The 15,845-nt window shown below is 65.3% G+C and carries 17 protein-coding genes and 2 pseudogenes; 12 read left to right on the forward strand and 7 right to left on the reverse strand.

Going from position 1 to position 15,845, the window contains the following annotated elements; genetic code table 11:
* Positions 1-259: 259 nt before the first annotated feature.
* Entirely contained in the window at positions 260-802 is a 543-nt protein-coding gene (locus M3M54_RS13375; protein ID WP_249019539.1) for a cupin domain-containing protein, read from the forward strand.
* A 9-nt stretch (positions 803-811) separates the two neighbouring features.
* Here M3M54_RS13375 and M3M54_RS13380 read toward each other — a convergent pair whose 3' ends face one another.
* Both M3M54_RS13380 and M3M54_RS13385 read right to left on the reverse strand, forming a co-directional pair.
* Entirely contained in the window at positions 812-2,593 is a 1,782-nt protein-coding gene (locus tag M3M54_RS13380) for a DUF4277 domain-containing protein (protein WP_249019540.1), read from the reverse strand.
* Positions 2,594-2,931: 338 nt separating this feature from the next.
* Positions 2,932-4,182, reverse strand: a complete 1,251-nt coding sequence (locus M3M54_RS13385; RefSeq protein ID WP_371878675.1) for an IS4 family transposase — start codon at positions 4,180-4,182, stop codon at positions 2,932-2,934.
* Between the two features lie 6 nt (positions 4,183-4,188).
* Here M3M54_RS13385 and M3M54_RS13390 point away from each other — a divergent pair, with 6 nt between their 5' ends.
* The 3 genes and pseudogenes from M3M54_RS13390 to M3M54_RS17045 all read left to right on the forward strand — a co-directional run.
* Positions 4,189-4,341: a hypothetical protein gene (locus M3M54_RS13390; RefSeq protein WP_249019542.1), complete on the forward strand. Its 153-nt coding sequence runs from the start codon at positions 4,189-4,191 to the stop codon at positions 4,339-4,341.
* A gap of 98 nt (positions 4,342-4,439) precedes the next feature.
* Positions 4,440-5,009 carry a helix-turn-helix domain-containing protein gene (locus M3M54_RS13395; protein WP_249019543.1) on the forward strand — a complete coding sequence of 190 codons (570 nt, stop codon included), beginning with the start codon at positions 4,440-4,442 and terminating at the stop codon, positions 5,007-5,009.
* Between the two features lie 1,016 nt (positions 5,010-6,025).
* Positions 6,026-6,319, forward strand: a pseudogene (locus M3M54_RS17045) (group II intron reverse transcriptase/maturase); the annotation flags it as partial.
* 61 nt (positions 6,320-6,380) lie between these two features.
* On the opposite strand, the gene M3M54_RS13400 reads toward M3M54_RS17045, so the two are convergent.
* Entirely contained in the window at positions 6,381-7,706 is a 1,326-nt protein-coding gene (locus M3M54_RS13400; RefSeq protein WP_249019544.1) for an IS701 family transposase, read from the reverse strand.
* A gap of 89 nt (positions 7,707-7,795) precedes the next feature.
* On the opposite strand from M3M54_RS13400, the pseudogene M3M54_RS16730 reads away from it, so the two are divergent.
* Positions 7,796-8,359: pseudogene (locus tag M3M54_RS16730) on the forward strand (reverse transcriptase domain-containing protein); the annotation flags it as partial.
* Between the two features lie 60 nt (positions 8,360-8,419).
* Complete coding sequence (locus M3M54_RS16735; RefSeq protein ID WP_256465853.1) at positions 8,420-8,746, forward strand: group II intron maturase-specific domain-containing protein; 327 nt, start codon at positions 8,420-8,422, stop codon at positions 8,744-8,746.
* A gap of 344 nt (positions 8,747-9,090) precedes the next feature.
* Here M3M54_RS16735 and M3M54_RS13410 read toward each other — a convergent pair whose 3' ends face one another.
* Both M3M54_RS13410 and M3M54_RS13415 read right to left on the reverse strand, forming a co-directional pair.
* On the reverse strand, positions 9,091-9,390 hold the full coding sequence (locus M3M54_RS13410) for a hypothetical protein (protein WP_249019317.1): 300 nt from the start codon (positions 9,388-9,390) through the stop codon (positions 9,091-9,093).
* Between the two features lie 57 nt (positions 9,391-9,447).
* Complete coding sequence (locus M3M54_RS13415; RefSeq protein ID WP_249019318.1) at positions 9,448-9,636, reverse strand: hypothetical protein; 189 nt, start codon at positions 9,634-9,636, stop codon at positions 9,448-9,450.
* A gap of 149 nt (positions 9,637-9,785) precedes the next feature.
* Between M3M54_RS13415 and M3M54_RS13420 the strand changes: the two genes are divergently transcribed.
* The 3 genes from M3M54_RS13420 (at position 9,786) to pyrE (ending at position 11,410) form a co-directional block, all read left to right on the forward strand.
* Positions 9,786-10,013 carry an antitoxin MazE family protein gene (locus M3M54_RS13420; RefSeq protein ID WP_256465784.1) on the forward strand — a complete coding sequence of 76 codons (228 nt, stop codon included), beginning with the start codon at positions 9,786-9,788 and terminating at the stop codon, positions 10,011-10,013.
* On the forward strand, positions 10,010-10,351 hold the full coding sequence (locus M3M54_RS17050; protein ID WP_371878593.1) for a type II toxin-antitoxin system PemK/MazF family toxin: 342 nt from the start codon (positions 10,010-10,012) through the stop codon (positions 10,349-10,351). The genes M3M54_RS13420 and M3M54_RS17050 overlap by 4 nt, the downstream gene beginning before the upstream one ends.
* Before the next feature lie 189 nt (positions 10,352-10,540).
* A complete protein-coding gene (gene pyrE, locus M3M54_RS13425) occupies positions 10,541-11,410 on the forward strand; it encodes an orotate phosphoribosyltransferase (RefSeq protein WP_249019547.1) in 870 nt (289 codons plus the stop codon).
* Positions 11,411-11,531: 121 nt separating this feature from the next.
* On the opposite strand, the gene M3M54_RS17055 is transcribed toward pyrE, so the two are convergent.
* Together M3M54_RS17055 and M3M54_RS17060 are read right to left on the reverse strand one after the other, a co-directional pair.
* Entirely contained in the window at positions 11,532-11,933 is a 402-nt protein-coding gene (locus tag M3M54_RS17055) for a PIN domain-containing protein (RefSeq protein WP_371878594.1), read from the reverse strand.
* Positions 11,921-12,169, reverse strand: coding sequence for a type II toxin-antitoxin system Phd/YefM family antitoxin (locus M3M54_RS17060; RefSeq protein WP_371878676.1), 249 nt, complete (start codon positions 12,167-12,169; stop codon positions 11,921-11,923). The genes M3M54_RS17055 and M3M54_RS17060 overlap by 13 nt, the downstream gene beginning before the upstream one ends.
* A 202-nt stretch (positions 12,170-12,371) precedes the next feature.
* Here M3M54_RS17060 and M3M54_RS13435 point away from each other — a divergent pair, with 202 nt between their 5' ends.
* The 3 genes from M3M54_RS13435 to M3M54_RS13445 all read left to right on the forward strand — a co-directional run bounded on the left by M3M54_RS13435 (position 12,372) and on the right by M3M54_RS13445 (position 15,820).
* Entirely contained in the window at positions 12,372-12,776 is a 405-nt protein-coding gene (locus tag M3M54_RS13435) for a helix-turn-helix domain-containing protein (protein ID WP_249019549.1), read from the forward strand.
* Positions 12,777-12,828: 52 nt separating this feature from the next.
* Positions 12,829-13,272, forward strand: coding sequence for a VOC family protein (locus M3M54_RS13440; RefSeq protein WP_249019550.1), 444 nt, complete (start codon positions 12,829-12,831; stop codon positions 13,270-13,272).
* A 1,039-nt stretch (positions 13,273-14,311) separates the two neighbouring features.
* Positions 14,312-15,820 (forward strand): ISKra4 family transposase, encoded by a 1,509-nt coding sequence (locus tag M3M54_RS13445; protein WP_249019551.1) that lies wholly within the window; start codon positions 14,312-14,314, stop codon positions 15,818-15,820.
* Positions 15,821-15,845 lie beyond the last annotated feature (25 nt).

Consider the following 15,845-nt stretch of genomic DNA (forward strand, 5'->3'; position numbering starts at 1 on the left):
CCTACGCGAATGCTTCGGCGACAACTCGCCCCTCTGCAGATGCACGGTATTGGCGAAAAGCAGGTGCGCGGACCCGACGCGTGGCGAGACCCGCTTCCGTGCGCCCGCGGGTCTCGATCCGGCGCCGCTTTCGTGGCCAAGGTTTATTTGAGAGCAGAAGCCATCGTGGGCTCGCGAGCGCCGACGTGCGAGTGCCGGTTCGTGGTTGCAGCCGCCTCGCCGGCTGCCAACGACGACTGCCGGCGCTAAGCTTCAATCATTGATCAAGAGAGCGGAGCTGCTGGCGAGCTCAACAGGTACCGTGCGCACCGGCGAGGGCTGGTTCGTGCTCAACGCGCGGGAGGCCCGTTGGAGTCACGCCCTTGGTCGCAGTGCGGTGTGCGAGTTTGAGGGCGAGGTCCCGTTCGAGCAGATCGGGATCAACCTCAGCTCGTTGAACCCGGGCGAGGCGATGGCTCAGTACCACTGGGAGGCTGACCAAGAGGACTTTCTGGTCCTCGCGGGCGAGGCGCTGCTGATCATTGAGGGTGAGGAACATCCAATCAAGGCGTGGGACTTTGTCCATTGCCCACCCGGCGCCAGCCACGTCATCGTTGGTGCGGGCAACCGTCGCTGCGTTGTGCTCGCCATGGGTGCTCGAGACCGATCAACCGGAGACGATTGGGGGGCCTACCCGGTCGATCCCGTCGCGCTCAGACACGGCGCGGGCGTCGATCGAGAGACCAGCGTCCCTGCTGAGGCCTATGCCGGGCTGCCCCGGCGCAGACCGGCGGCATTCGAGCCCTCTTGGCTCCCCGAGTAGGCGGCTGCACTAGCCCCATTTTCCGCAGGTCGTGAGGGCATGGTCTGCCTGTTGTGGCCAGGGCGGCTGGATCTGGAGTAGGTCCAGGATGTGCTGCTGGGTGTCGGTGAGCGGGTCGAGTTGGATGCCGGTGTGGGTGTAGGTGAGACTGAGGCCTTGGAACGCGGCGAGGATGTTGCGGGCGGTCGGTTTGGCGGGGCGGCCTTCGGGCAGTAGCCCGGGGAGCTGCTGGGTCTCGCCGAGCGCGGCCCGGGTGCGGGCTTCGATCAGTCCGAAGATCAGCAGCGCGATGCCGAGGATGCTGATCAGTGCGTGGATACGGTCGTCGTTGTGCAGGAAGATCGGCCGGACCTTCAGTGTTTGTTTCATGTCGCGGTGGCGGCGCTCGACGATCTGCTGGTCCTTGTAGAGCCGCAGGATCTGTCCGGCGGTGATCGGTCCGGGCAGGTTCGTCGCGAGCGCGTAGATCCCGTCGAAGCTCGCGGCAGTGGCGATGGCGTCCTGGTTGCGGTGCCAGTCGAGTGTCAGCTTGCCGTCGTGGGTGGTGGCGGTCGCGTCGATCAGTCCGGTGATGTTGACGCCGATGATCTGCCCGATCCGGCGTTGCACCTGCGCTTCGGTCTTGTAGTAGCGGCCGCCCAGTCCGTTGCGCATCCGCTCAAGCGCGTCCTCGGCTTTCACAAGCGCGCGCTCGCGGGCGTCAGCAACCTGGGTCGCTTCCTCGGAGGAGTGGATGTACGCGACTCGCAGCATCAGCGGCGGGTGCGTGTCGCTGCCGGGGATCTCCCAGTCGCGCAGCGCCCCCTTGAACACAGTCCGCAGCTTGGCCGGGAGTTTCGCTTCACGCTCGGGCACGTACCGCACAGGGCGCAACGCACCATGGCCGACATCCTGCAGGAACCGTTCGCGGAACCCCGCGCTCGCGCGGAGCGGCACCACGAACCGTACGCCGGCCTGGTCGATCTGACGCATCGTCTTGGGCTGACCCATCGCAGAGTCGCACACGATCAGAAGCCCCGGCCCGGAGATCGCCAAGAGTCGCTCAAGTGACGCGCCAACCAACGTCAATTCCGCCGCGTTGCCGGGATCGGGGCGGCTGTAGAGCACCGTCCCGTCCGCCGTTGACGCCTGCAACGTCCGGACCTGACGGGCGACGCGGCGGTCTGACGCCCACCCCTTGCAGACCAGCGCCGAGTGCTCATACGCGCCCGACACGCCGACCGTCGTGAGATCGACATGCAACCGGCCCGCAGCGACACCGAACCGCTCGATCGCCCCGGCCGCGACGCTCGAGCGGACCGACTCGGCATACACCGCGAACGTCTCCAATGCCCGCCCGAGCCGGTCATCGTTCAACAACGCCGGCGGGATTCCGAGCAGCTCATGCACCGCCGCGCCCGAGGCCCACCCCGCGACGTCATAAAGCGGGGAGGGCGAGCACAACCGGCTCGCGATCAGCGCGCACACCACCTCACCGACCGACAGCACCGACCGTGCGCTACGCGGCAGCGCCCCATCAACCGTGTCCTTGACCGCGAGCTCCCGGAGGAAATGCTCGACCAGCAACAACGGCCCGACACTCCGGCGCGTCCCAGTCATCGGCGGGTCCAGCCTTGCGAACGATCCGGCGAGCGCTTCGAGCTGCCCGGAGTCCTTCAGCACGTCCTTGCGACCCAGGTTTGCCACAACACGATGGCGAACCTTGCCGCTCTCATCGCGGTAACCCTCCACCAGCTGCAGATAGCTGTACGCGCGGGCGCCGCGCTTGACCTTGGTCTCCTTGACGAACATGTTGCCACAACACTACCGGCCCCATCGGACGGCACAAAAACCAGGATACGACCAGCGTTGCCACAACAGCATCAACCCCAAGCACCCCGAAACCACACACAAACCCACACCCCACCTCAACCTCCCCACGAACTACCCGACCCCAACCGCGGAAAATGGGACTAGCCGCAATACCGTTAAGTTAAGCCGCTAGGATGGTGATTGAGTCCTCGGGCGGGTTGGTTGGTTGTGGCCGGTCGCGGTGCTCGGGGCGTTTGACTGCCCAGTTGCTCATCTTGCGTTTGATCACGCGCGGGTTGGCGCGCAGGCGTCGTTCGGGCAGCGGCTCGTGGAGGATCTCACTGATCGCTTGCTGTTGGGCGGCGGCGATCGTCTGGGGGGGAAAATCCCGGGTGGGATCTGGTGCTGCGACGGGCGGCGCGGAGGCCTCTGGTGAACGATAAGCGGTCAGGGTCGATGTCGGCTCGGAGCGCGGCGTCGTGCATCAGCCGGCGGATCGCGTAGTGAGTGCACAGGTAGCCGTAGGCTTCTTGGTAGATGCCGGCGGGTTGCTTGGAACGCAGCACGACGCGCGGGCCGCGCTGGTGGGTTTTCAGCTCGTCGAGGGTGCTCTCCAGCTCCCAGCGCTCGCTGTAGAGCGCGGCGAGCTCGGAGGCGGGCGCCCGGTCTGGGTCCTCGATCGTGCACAACAGCCGGTAGCGCTCCTCGGCCTGCGGCACGCCGGGATCATCGATGCCGTACTCCACGACCCGCACCTGTGCGCCGTCGCGATGGGCGTGACGGTCTGAGAAGGAGTACACGGTGGACAGATACGAGCCGTCGGGAAGCGGTCGCTCGCGCGGCAGGACCATGTTCGACTTCACGCGCCAGAGCAGCTGCGCCCCGGCACGTCGGGCGTTTTGGAAGCGCTCGAAGCTGTAGAAGCCACGGTCGGCCAGGCACAGCATTCCGGGTGAAAGCGCCCCCAACAACTGGTCGGTCAGCTCCTGCTCAGAACTGGTGTACGGGCCGAGCGCCGCGCCGGTGATCGCGTGCGTCCCGCATTCGGACAGCGCAACCAGACGCAACTGCGGGAACGCTCCCCCACCCTCGCGCCGTGACGAGCCAGGACGCCCGAACGCCTCGTCATTCGCGGCCGTGTCGGGCACATCCAGACACGTCCCGTCGAGGCTCATCAACCGCAGACCGCGATAGAACGCCCCGCGCGTCGCCGCTGCAGCCAAGGGCGAGCAGGCGGCCCCGAACAACAACTGCAAAGGCTCGGACCCCAGCCGCTTGCGCGCCATGAAGATCGCCGGCTTGCTCGGCACCTCCCACGCCCGCTGCCAGCCCGACTCCCACGCCAACCCCTCGACCAGCAGGCGCATCACCTCCTCATAAGAGGAACCCGAGAACAGCGCCATCGCCAGCACGTAGTAGACAACCACCCGCGCCGGCAGCAACCGCTGCCGGCGCTCCACGCGTCCAGCTTCGGCGACCACCGCGTCAACCAGCTCCGGCGGGAATACCCGCGTCAGAACACACTGTTGAGCGACACGCTGGATGGTGACGGTTGGGCCCTCAAACGTCGTTGAGCGTGGTGATGTGATCGGCTGTTGATCGCCGTCAACGCCAGGATCGTGGTGATGACCGGCCGGGTCGCGGTAGTCGTCCGTAATTTGCGGGTGCTGGCCGCTGCCGTGCCGCCAGCGGTGATGCTGCTTATCACCATGCTGGTGGCGGCGTTTGCCGGTGCGGCCGGGGTCTGATATGCCTTCCAACACGAGTTCCCCCGGGGGCCTCGTGGGAGGGGCCGTTGGGAGCGTTGGCCAGGTGAGGAGCGTGGTGTGGTGTGTGCGTGATGGCGATGAGCGCAGAGCAGGTGGTGGCGGAGGATGATCTGGTGGCTGGGCGTTTGTGTTGCCCGGTTTGTGACGGGCCGCTTGCGCCGTGGGGGTTTGCGCGCGAGCGCACCGTGCGCCTGCTTCACGAGACACGCTTGCTGCGGCCACGGCGAGCGTGCTGTCGGCGCTGCGAGCGGACACACGTGCTGCTTCCGGCCTGGGCGCTCGCCAGGCGGCGTGACGGGACGGAGGTGATCGGCCGGGCGCTTTTGGCCAAGGCCAACGGTCAGGGACATCGCACGATCGCAGCGGCGCTGGGGCGCCCACCAGGGACGGTGCGTGGCTGGTTGCGGACCTTCACGCGCCGCGCCGGGGCGATCACCACGACCGCTCGCCTGTGGGAGCGTGTGCTTGACCCGTCAGCCGACCAGCAGCTCGTGTGCGGCCCGCCGCTGGTTGGGGCCGTTGACGCGCTCGGTCGTGCGGCCCGGGCATGCCGGCTCCAGCTCCAGCTCACAGCGTCACCGTGGGAGCTTGCTGTGGTGTTGACGGGCCTGTTGCACGGGCCGGGACGCGACCCACCAGGGTTCTGACACCCACGGGGCGGGCACCAACGCGCGGTGGGTCGCATCGCTCGGATCGCACACGCCCGCACCCCGACAACATCCCGCGTCCTGGCGCTACGCCCCTGCCGAGCGATCAACAGCGAAAGCGAAGCGGTCACAGACGCGCAACGCACCACCACACGCCCCCGTGCCCCCCTGTTTCTCTTCCTTGCCGCCGTTCCGAGGGCCACAGGAGCACGCTGCAAGGGGCTTTGGTCGTTCGGTCGTTCATGACCCAGATCATCACCCCCGATGACGCGATCATCACCATCCAGCATGTCCGTCAACAGAACACCGATAGAGATGTGATCCGAGAGCCGCTGATCACTCGCAGGCTTGACCCAACCAGCACGAGGCACGCGATAACGATAACCCCACCCCCGGACACTAACTTAACGGTATTGGTGCGCCACGAACAAATGGAGAGCTTGATGTAGAAGGTCAAGGACGAAGTTTGATGCTGTGCCAGTGATGGAGGAACCGACCCTCCGTGGCCGTCTTGCAGGAGATGGCTGCAAACCACTGTCAGGTGCGCCGGTAAAGAGCCGGGGTGCTGAGCGTGACGGAAAAGGCGGGATGTGATCTCGTCAGGTATGGATCAGGAAGGCGAGCGAGAGCGAACCATCGATGACGTGTCGAAAGTTTATGGGTGACATCAAAACCGGGGTCGCAATACAGCTCCGGGATGAGTCTGGCGGGTGCCTGTTGATTGGCCAGGCGATGTCCGGCATAAAGGTGGCGCGAGCCTGGTCTGGGCGCTGGTGCGGAACGTGGGAACCTGTCGCCTCGTGCTTATGGGCGGCCAGTGGTGCGGTGTTGGCCTGCGGTCGTTTCATCGAAGCGAGAACCTCAAGCAGCAGATCTGCAAGGGGGAGAGTAGCGATGCGAGGCACAGGGACGGACTGTCCCGTAGTAGTGGTGATGCCTGGTAATGCGGGCGGAGCGAAGGGGGCAGCTGATCCGGGTTTTCTCGGCAGTCAACCACCGCTGGGTGGGATGAGCTGATGAGCGAGCCAAGGTCACAGACGGCGAAGCCGTTTGATATTTCCAAGCGGGTTGTTTGGGATGCGTATTTGAAGGTGAAGGCTAACAAGGGCGCGGCTGGTGTTGATCGGGAGTCGATCGAGGAGTTCGAGCAGGACCTGCGAGGGAATCTGTTCAAACTGTGGAACCGGCTCTCGTCAGGGAGCTACTTCCCGCCACCGGTGCGTGCGGTGCAGATACCGAAGAAAACCGGGGGAGTGAGGACTTTAGGTGTGCCGACCGTTGCGGACAGAATCGCTCAGACTGTGGTTCGTAGCTATCTAGTAGTACTTTGTTACTCTTCGGGAGTGTGTCGTAGCGGCAGCTCGGCGAGGTCTATCGGTCGTTGGCAGGTGTGGCAGTGTCCGGACCAGCAGTCGAAGATGGGCATGAATAGGCGGACCGCTTGGGGGAGTGTGAGGCCCGCCGCTGGGCTTTTGGGTCGGTGCGCTCCAATGTCAGGAACGCGTGCGCGGTGCTGACCAGTGCCGTGTGGTGATACCAGCCGATGTAGGAGCGGCCTTCATAGTGATCGAGGCCGAGCTCGCCTTTGAGCTGGCGGTAATCAAGCTCGATCATCCATCGCAGTCGGGCGAGCCGTGCGAGACGCTGGGGCTTGGTGCGGGCCGGGAGGTTCGAGATCCAGTAGTCACTGGGCGTCTCAGCACCTTCGGGCCATTCGATGATCAGCCATTCCGTACGTGGCGCGACGCGGTCCCGGGTGACCGGATGCGCGGCCGTGATCCGTTTGAACGCGAACCTCGAGGACACCCTTGTCTTGCCGGTCCCGCGGAACGCGACGGTCTGGAAGTCCTCGCCGGTCAGTGTCGCGGCATACTCCCCGACCGACACCGGGTCAACGTCGGCGTGATATGCGGCCGGTGAGCGCCCGCGGGCGCCGGGCTTGCGGTCCGGGACCGCGAACACCGCACCCGGCGCGAAGATGGTCGTCTCGGGGTTGATCGACAGCACGTACTGAAACCCGCCCGTGTCAAGCTCACCACGCAGCTGCGTGTTCTCACCATAGGCAGCGTCACCGAGCACCGGCGCAACATCGATCGCCCAGCCCGATGCCTGCTTGACCAGCCCGAGCCCGAGCTGCGGCTTGGTCTGAAACGTCACCTCCGCAGGGATCTTCGCCTTCCGGCGACGCTCCTGATCAGCGCACCAGTCCTCCGGCAGATACAGCGCCCACCCCAACGGCAGCGTCGCATGCTCAGACACCGCATGCAGCGACACGCCGATCTGACAGTTCCCGATCTTCCCAAGCGTCCCCGAGTACTGGCGCTTGACCCCAGGAGACTTCTTCCCGTCCTTCGGAAACCCCGTGTCATCAAGCACCCACGCCTCCGCGGCGACGATCGGCGCGACCCGCTCCACCACCGCCTGCATCAATCGCCCCGGCTCCCACGGACTGTCGGCCAAAAACTGCTGCAGACTCTGATAGTCCCCATCACCATCCAGCCGCTCCACCAACGGCTCAAGGGACTTACGCGCACCTGCTGTCAACAAACCACGAACGTACACCTCAGCATTGGAGCGCTGCGCCGGATGCTTCATCGCCACGCCACTCACCGCAGCCATGAACGCCTCCATCCGATCCTTCACGTCCCGCGCCAGCGACCCCGCCGGCATCTCCTGCTCCATCACCGAAACGGCCATCCGCACCATCCTGCATCGAATAACACCAATGCAGGATGGGTTCGCGCTACAGCGACTAACACCTCCAGCAGACTAACAAAGTACTACTAGAGCCGGGTGTGGAGCGCGTGTTCCACCCCGATTCTTATGGTTATCGACCAGGGCGTTCCGCTCATGACGCGTTGGGTAAATGCCGCGAGCGCTGCTGGAAGTATGACTGGGTGATCGATCTTGATCTCCGGGCGTTCTTCGACAGCATTCCTCATGATCTAATGGTCAAGGCGGTAGAAGCTCACACGGATCTGCGGTGGGTGATGCTCTATGTCAAGCGGTGGCTGGTCGCACCACTACAACATGACGATGGCACCGTCGTTGAACGTGACCGCGGAACCCCTCAAGGGTCAGCGATCTCACCCTTGTTGGCTAACCTGTTCCTCCACTATGCGTTCGATTTATGGATGGTCCGGGAGTTCCCGGACTGTCCTTTTGAGCGCTATGCGGATGATGGTGTCACACACTGTGTAAGTCAAGCGCAAGCCAAGGAGGTTCTTGGTGCGCTTCACGGGCGGCTGGCGCAGGTCGGTCTGGAGCTAAATCTGGACAAGACCCACGTTGTGTATTGCAAAGACTCGAACCGCACCGGCTCATCAGAGCACGAGCAGTTCAGCTTCCTTGGATACACGTTCAGAGCGAGGCTGGCCAAGAACCGGCGAGGGCAGCATTTCGTCAGCTTCTTGCCGGCGATCAGCAACGACGCCGCCACAGCCCTCCGCCAAGAGATCCGATCCTGGCGGATCAACGTGCACAGCGACAAGACCCTCGATGAGATCGCGTCGTTCATCAACCCGATCGTGCATGGGTGGTGCAACTACTACGGGCGCTTCTACAAGTCCTGGTTGCATCGCTCGCTACGGCAGATCAACGAGTACCTGATTCGTTGGGCTCGCAGGAAATACAAACGGTTGCGGACCAGCGCCCGCAGGGCCTGGCGATGGCTACGCGGAGTTCAACACCGCGCGCCAGAACTATTCGCTCACTGGGCGTTCGGTTCCGTCGCCTGACAAGACTGGGTCAGAAGAGCCGGATGACGGGAGACTGTCACGTCCGGTGCTGTGAGAGCCGGGGGCTGAAACGCCCCCGGCCACTCGACGGACTAGCTCCTGTGTCATCGTCGCCGCGGCAGGTATCCACCGCAGCGCTGCTCTTCGCATACGGAAGAGTCCCCGCGCCCAACGTGGCCGCTGAAGGCGTGAACTGGTGGCGCGGTCGGCGACCGCCCGGACCTGCTCTGCGACTGCCACGGGCACCGGGAAGCCACGGCCGACAGCCCGCAACGTGCGGGGAGGTGGAGCCGGCGCCCGATGTTGGTGCCGAAGTTGACCTTATCTTGCGGGTTGTCGCTGGGTTAGCGGTGTCGCGCGACGTATTCGTCTAGCGCTTCGCGGCTGACGTCCGCCAACCGACGACCCTGTTGGTGGGCGATCTCTTCAAGGGCCGAGCGGACATCGGGCCGGACACGCACAGTAAGCGGCGGGGTATGTGCGCTACCGCCGATCAGCGACGGACGACCGGCCCGCCGCTGCTCGAGCACGCGCTCGGCGAGCTGCTTGGCGCCCGCTTCGGTCAGACGAGAGCCGTCGGGCAGGCGGACCTCTTCCTCGTCGAGGTCGATGTCAGGACCGATTGGCCCGATCTGTTCTGTCATCGGTTGCGTCCTCTCTTTCGGAGACTGGTCGGCATCACGTGGATGACCAGGAGGCAGTCAGCGGGTCTTGATCGCGACGATCTTCAGCTCGCGCTGACGGCTGTCGTTTGCGATCCAGGTCAGCGTCGGCTGGTTGGTCTGCGGGTCGGTCACGATCGTCGGCTCAGAAGTGGACATGACGTGGTAGGTGTGGGCTTTGCCGATCTTGTGTCGCTGTGCGCTACGGCTGAACCTGATCGACTTCACCCAACAATTGTGGCATACACAACCCCGGACACCAAAGACCCGCTCCGATGGCCGCACGCGCATCTCAGCCAACGGCCGCGACAGACCTGCAACGCGCGGTCGGCAGGGCGGGCGGTTGACAAGCCGTCCGTTACATGTAACCTGTTCGTATGTCTTCAAGTCGCGACCGAGTGCGCCAACATCGGGAGCGGCTGCGGCGCCAGGGGCTGCGTCCGGTGCAGATCTGGGTGCCCGACGTGCGTGCACCTGAGTTCATCGCTGAAGCTCACCGGCAATCCGTTGCGATCGCGACGAGCGAGAGCGAAAAAGACGATCAGGCGTTCGTTGACTCGATCTCGGTCGGAGTGGACGAGGACGACGGCGAACCGTCCGCGTGACACGGGGCGAGATCTATACGGCGGCGGCTCGTGGCGCCTACAGCGGCAAACCACGACCAGTGCTCATCGTTCAACACGACCACTTTGACGCGACCGCGTCGGTAACCGTCTGCCCACTCACAACCAGTCCGGTTGATGCACCACTGATCAGGATCCCTATCGAGCCATCAGACGACAACGGACTGGACCGTCCGAGCAGTGTCATGGTCGACAAGATCACGACCATGCCGAGATCAGGTCTGGGCGAGCGACTCGGCCGTCTCTGCGACGACGAACTCGTGCAACTGAACCGATCACTAATGGTGTTCCTCGGACTCGCCTCAGCCACACAAACCTGAACCGCTGACAGTCCTGCTTCGCGCCACCGGTGCGCACGCCGAGATCCGATGGGAGAGACGTGCTCCGCGCGGACACGAGGGTCGAGCACGCACCGATGCCGTCCGCGAGCCGGTTATCTAATCTGCCAGCCAATGTTGGATGGACCTCTTGACGTCGCGTTGGCCCGACGCATCTTTGAGTCTGCGCACTTGTCTGGCGAGTTTGTGCTCCGCTCCGGGCAGAGCAGCACGGAGTACTTCGACAAGTACCTGTTTGAGGCCGATCCTCTCCTGCTGAGGGCTGTCGGCGAGGCGCTCGTCGGGTTGTTGGCGCCCGACGCTGATGCTCTCGCGGGCTTGGAGCTTGGCGGGATCCCGTTGGTGACGATCCTTTCCCAGCTCACCGGCCTGCCTGCATTGTTTGTCCGCACGCTGGCCAAGGAGTACGGGACATGTCGTCGCGTGGAGGGCGGGCAGCTCGCCGGTCGGCGTTTGGTGGTCGTCGAGGATGTGCTGAGCACGGGCGGGGCGGTCATCGACACAGCCCGACAGCTACGCGCCAGCGGCGCGGAGATCATTTCGGTTCTCTGTGTGGTCGACCGCGAGTCCGGCGGGCGCGAGAATCTCGCTGCGGAAGGTCTCAAGCTCCACGCCGTGTTCACTATGAGTGAGCTGCTGGCCGCGGCCGCCTCCCCCGAAACGCCGATCATTGGCGATGTGGTCAGCCTTGACCACGTCCAGCTCGCTGCGCCCAGCGGATGCGAGGACCAGGCACGCCGCTTCTTCAGCGGAGTTCTGGGGCTATCGGAGATCGAGAAGCCGTCGCTGTTGAGTGGGCGTGGTGGAGTGTGGTTCGCGCTGGGCTCCCATCAACTGCACATTGGTGTCCAAGAACCGTTCTCACCGGCGCGCAAGGCGCATCCCGCGCTGCGGGTGACACCCGGACGGCTCGACGAGATGGCGGCACGGCTGGTGAGAGCTGGCGCCCCGGTCAGCTGGGATGAGGCCCTCCCCGGATATCGGCGCTTCTACACAGAAGATCCCTGGGGCAACCGGATCGAGCTGCTGAGCGCCAGATAGGCAGAGCCCTAGGACGCACCGCGCGACCCCAGGGAGACGACCTGGTTTCGTCCAGCGGCGTGCGCCTCGTCGACGCTAGCCAGCGTAATGCTTTGTGCTGGTTGCGCGGAAGTCGCGTTCGCTAGCTGGGTACTGCGATGAGTCGGAGTCCGGGGACCCGATTGAACTCGCGTGCGTTGCCGGTCGCTAGACCCAGTCCGTGAGCCAACGCGGTTGCGGCGATCCAAAGATCGTGCGCGCCGATTACTTCACCTCGTGCGGCGAGCTGCGCCCAGATCTCGGCGTGAACGCGCGCGACCTGCTCGGTGATCTCAAGCGCCCGCATACCGGCGAGGAGATGCTCGACGAAGGCGCTACGGCGCGCGCGCTGTGCGCCGTCGGCGCGGTGTACGGCGTGCAGCAGTTCGCTGACCGTGATCACGCTGATGGCACGGTCTTCGTCGCCGATTGCGGCATCAACCTTGGGGTTCGCGACGCCGCGCTCGAGATCGACCAGCAGCCCGGTGTCGATCAGGACGGCCACGGATCCTTGGGCGCCGCTACGGCTTCACGGATGGCTTTGACATCGTCGATGAACCCGGTGTCGGGCGCCGGCGCGGTGGCGATCGACTCGCGGAAGCGAGCTGCTGACATCAGCTTGCCCCTTGGTGGTGAGATCACGGCCACAGACGCGCCGCTGCGTGTGATTTCGATCTCTTCTCCGTCGGCGACTCTGTTGAGCACGTCGGAGAAGCTCCTTGAGGCGTCGGTGGCGGTCATCTGGGTCACAAACCTCACGCTATCAGATAAATCTGATGGTGGTGAACTGTGGCTGCTGCTGCTGCTGCTCTCTGGGCGTAAGGACCTCGACCTCAGCGCCTAAGCAACGTGCAATGCGCGGCGTGCGCGGCCGGGGCGATGGAGGCCATCTTCGCTACCTCGCTGGAAGCCCTCAGTGGTGGTTGCCGTAGGCTGTGTTTTGATGTCTCTCACGGTCGAGGATCGCAACCGGAGGATGCTCCGAGCGCGTGACGCGATGGACAGCGGCTTCGCGCAGGCGCTTGACGTGGCGGCCTTGGCTCGGGTCGCGCGTGTCTCGCCCGCGCACTTCAGCCGTCAGTTCCGCGCCACCTTCGGGGAGACGCCGCACAGATACCTGCAGCGACGGCGGGTGGAGCGGGCGATGGAGCTTTTGCGCGAGACCCGCCGCCCGGTGACCGAGATCTGCTTTGATGTCGGCTTCAGGAGCCTCGGGACGTTCAGCCGCACCTTCCGGGAAATCGTCGGTGAACCGCCGTCCGCCTACCGCGACCGATTTGCCGGTAACGGCGCGAGGCTGCGGGTCCCGGCATGCTGGGCGATGACCTGGCTTCGCCCCGTCGGCTGATTGAGCAGGTTCGGAGAAGCGTTTCCCGCCCGTGGCGGGTAGCGTGCGCGCCATGCTCAAGCGAATCACCCACACGTTCATTCACGTCCTGGATCAGGACGAGGCGACCGAGTTTTACGTCGGGAAGCTGGGAATGGTTGTCAACACCGATGCCGACCTTGGCAACATGCGCTGGCTCACCGTCAGTCCGCCAGGGCAACCAGAGTTCCAGCTGGTTCTGATGCAGCCCGGGCCACCCGCTTATGACGACGCCACCGCCGAGGAGATCCGCGCACTCGTCGCCAAGGGCGGAGGCGGCGGCGGTCTGATATTCGAGACCGACGACTGCCGGGGCACATACCAGAAGCTCCGAGCAGCGGGCGTCGAGTTCACCCAGGAGCCAACCGAGCGCTTCTACGGGATCGACTGCGCGTTGCGCGACCCCTTCGGCAACCCAATCCGGTTCACGCAACCTCCCGCAGACCCGGTCGTCGTGCCACCAGCGGACAGACTCTGAGCAAATATGTAACCCAGTCGGCAGCAACCGGGTTCACGACCGGTTCCGCCCGACCACACGAGACCCGGCTTTCTGTCTCCTCGGGCACGCAGCCGCTGCCGCAAGGCGCTGGCGGGCCGTCCCGCTCCACTTCGAGGGTGTGCATCTGAACGTGCGGCAACGATCGGACGTGACCACGCATTCGCCCGACCCGCGTTGCCGACCTGGGCTTGCCGCCACCGCTAAGACCTCACCGGCAAGCCGCGCGCCATCGGCGAGTCCGATGCCCCGAATCGTCTCCTGCGCGGTGGAGTTGGTGGCGAAGGCGCAACTCCGCGGAGTTGTGCTTGCGTGCACAACTATCGTCCGCCCAGGAGAGGCGATCCGGTGGCTGCTCGCTGCGCCTCAGGCGTGGCCCGAGTGGTCTCGCATCCAGGAGTCGAACTCGGCTGCGACTGTCCGGGCGTCGTGTAGACCGGTTGGCTCGTGTGAGGCGAGCCACGCGATCGGTGGTCTGTTACCGCGGGGTCCTGCAGTCGACTTGCGCCTCGGCCGGTGAATCTTCGGGGTCGATATGTGCACGACGCGCAGCCGCCAAGCACCCGAGCGCTTTATCTAGACGACGTCGCCGAAGCCGGTTGCGCTCACCTTCCAGAACGGCTGAGGCTCCTCGATGGACCGGACGTTGACGGTCGACATGCCGATGCCGCGTCGTTGGCGGGCATGTCAATGACGCCGAGTTGCCCCCAGGTTTCCTGCACTGCGCGCGACGCGGGCGGGTCTGCGATTGCTCTTCCTGCGGCCAAGAGCATTTCTATTGGGTGCGGCTCGTCTGAGGGACGGTGTGGCGCGGTGGAGTCGGCGCGTAGGAGTGGTCCGGGGGGGAGCCGGCAGGGGACGCAGAGAGGGCGCCGAAAGGAGGCGTTGTCTATGCAACGTCGACCTTGGAGGTCTCCGTGCTCGCCTCGTTTGGCGCCCTTGCCGATGCACTTTACGTGTCGGCGGTCGTTCTCCTGCTTGGGCAGAGGGCTGTGCATCACTGTCGCGGTGGGGGGCGGCGATGACCGCGCCGGCGCGGTCCGGGCTGGGCTTTGATGCCTCGCGCGCGAAGTTCGAGTCGCTGGTGGTTCTGCTGGACGGCGCTGATGCCGGCGCGCTGACGCACGGGCAGCTGGAGGAGCGTCTGCAGGTCGAGGGCCGTGAGCTGATGCGGCTGCTCTTTCAGGATCATCTGGACCTGCGCGCTGGCCGGGAGCGGCGCGCCGCGAGCGTCGTTGATGCTGCGGGGGTGAGGCGTGAGCGGGTCGAGGCGGGGCGCGGCCGGGCGCTGGCCAGCGTGTTCGGTGAGTTGTCGGTTTCGCGGCTGGCTTACCGCGCCGGCGGTTACAGCGATCTGCATCCGGCCGACGCACTGTTGAACCTGCCAGCCGAGCGTCACAGTCACGGGCTGCGGATGCTGGCCGCGGTGGAGTCCTCCAGAGGCTCGTTCGACGATGCCGCGGCGGCGGTCACGCGCTCGACCGGGCAGGTGCTGGGCAAGCGCCAGGTCGAGGATCTCGCGGCCCGCAGCGCCGTCGACTTCGACGCGTTCTACGCCCAGCGCGCGGCACAGGCCGTCGGTGAGAACGCGGTCCTGGTGTTGTCGTTCGACGGCAAGGGCGTCGTGATGCGCCGCGACGCGCTGCGCGAGCAGACCGCAAAAGCGGCAGCCACCGCGCAGAACAAGCTCGGCAGCCGCTTGTCGCGGGGCGAGAAGGCGAACCGCAAGCGGGTCGCTGAGGTAGGCGCCGTCTACGACGCACAGCCCGTGCCGCGGACTGCCGCCGACGTGATCGCGCTGACCGACAGCGAGCGCGACAGCGCCAGCACCGAGGCGCCGAAGGCGACCGCCAAGTGGCTGACGGCCAGCATCAACGACGACGCCGCGACGGTCATCGCGGCCGTCTTCGACGAAGCCGAGCGCCGCGACAGCGACCACGACCGCACGTGGGTCGTGCTCGTCGATGGCAACAACCACCAGATCCACCGCGCCCGCGCCGAAGCCAAGGCCCGCGGCGCGCCGGTCTCGATCCTGATCGATTTCATCCATGTCATCGAGTACCTCTGGAAGGCCGCCTGGAGCTTCCACAACGAGGGCGACCCCGCCGCCGAGGCATGGGTTCACAAACACGCCCGCCAGATCCTCGAAGGCCGCGCGAGGGTCGTCGCGGGAAACATCCGCCGCCAGGCGACCAACGCCGGCCTGGACCCAAAGCAGCGCACCGGCGCCGACACCGCCGCCCGCTACCTGACCAACAAGGCGCCATACCTGGACTACCCGACCGCCCTCACCGCCGGATGGCCGATCGCGACCGGCGTCATCGAGGGCGCGTGTCGCCACTTGGTCAAGGACCGCATGGACATCACCGGCGCCCGCTGGGGGCTCGACGGCGCCGAAGCCATCCTCAAGCTGCGCGCGATCGTCAGCAACAGCGATTTCAACGCCTATTGGCGCTTCCACCTCGACCAAGAACACCGCCGCGTCCACCAATCACGCTACGCCCACGCCAAAATCCCGCATGCCGCCTGAGAACTCACGCCCCTCAGACGAGCCG

Source organism: Conexibacter sp. S30A1 (assembly GCF_023330665.1).
Taxonomy (GTDB): domain Bacteria; phylum Actinomycetota; class Thermoleophilia; order Solirubrobacterales; family Solirubrobacteraceae; genus Palsa-465.

Excerpts from the sequence above, each read along its gene's own strand:
- M3M54_RS13380 (WP_249019540.1), bottom strand. The coding sequence starts at position 2,593 with ATGTTCGTCAAGGAGACCAAGGTCAAGCGCGGCGCCCGCGCGTACAGC.
- M3M54_RS13395 (WP_249019543.1), top strand. The coding sequence starts at position 4,440 with ATGAGCGCAGAGCAGGTGGTGGCGGAGGATGATCTGGTGGCTGGGCGT.
- M3M54_RS13400 (WP_249019544.1), bottom strand. The coding sequence starts at position 7,706 with ATGGCCGTTTCGGTGATGGAGCAGGAGATGCCGGCGGGGTCGCTGGCG.
- M3M54_RS13410 (WP_249019317.1), bottom strand. The coding sequence starts at position 9,390 with ATGACAGAACAGATCGGGCCAATCGGTCCTGACATCGACCTCGACGAG.
- M3M54_RS13420 (WP_256465784.1), top strand. The coding sequence starts at position 9,786 with ATGTCTTCAAGTCGCGACCGAGTGCGCCAACATCGGGAGCGGCTGCGG.
- M3M54_RS17060 (WP_371878676.1), bottom strand. The coding sequence starts at position 12,169 with ATGACCGCCACCGACGCCTCAAGGAGCTTCTCCGACGTGCTCAACAGA.
- M3M54_RS13435 (WP_249019549.1), top strand. The coding sequence starts at position 12,372 with ATGTCTCTCACGGTCGAGGATCGCAACCGGAGGATGCTCCGAGCGCGT.
- M3M54_RS13440 (WP_249019550.1), top strand. The coding sequence starts at position 12,829 with ATGCTCAAGCGAATCACCCACACGTTCATTCACGTCCTGGATCAGGAC.
- M3M54_RS13445 (WP_249019551.1), top strand. The coding sequence starts at position 14,312 with ATGACCGCGCCGGCGCGGTCCGGGCTGGGCTTTGATGCCTCGCGCGCG.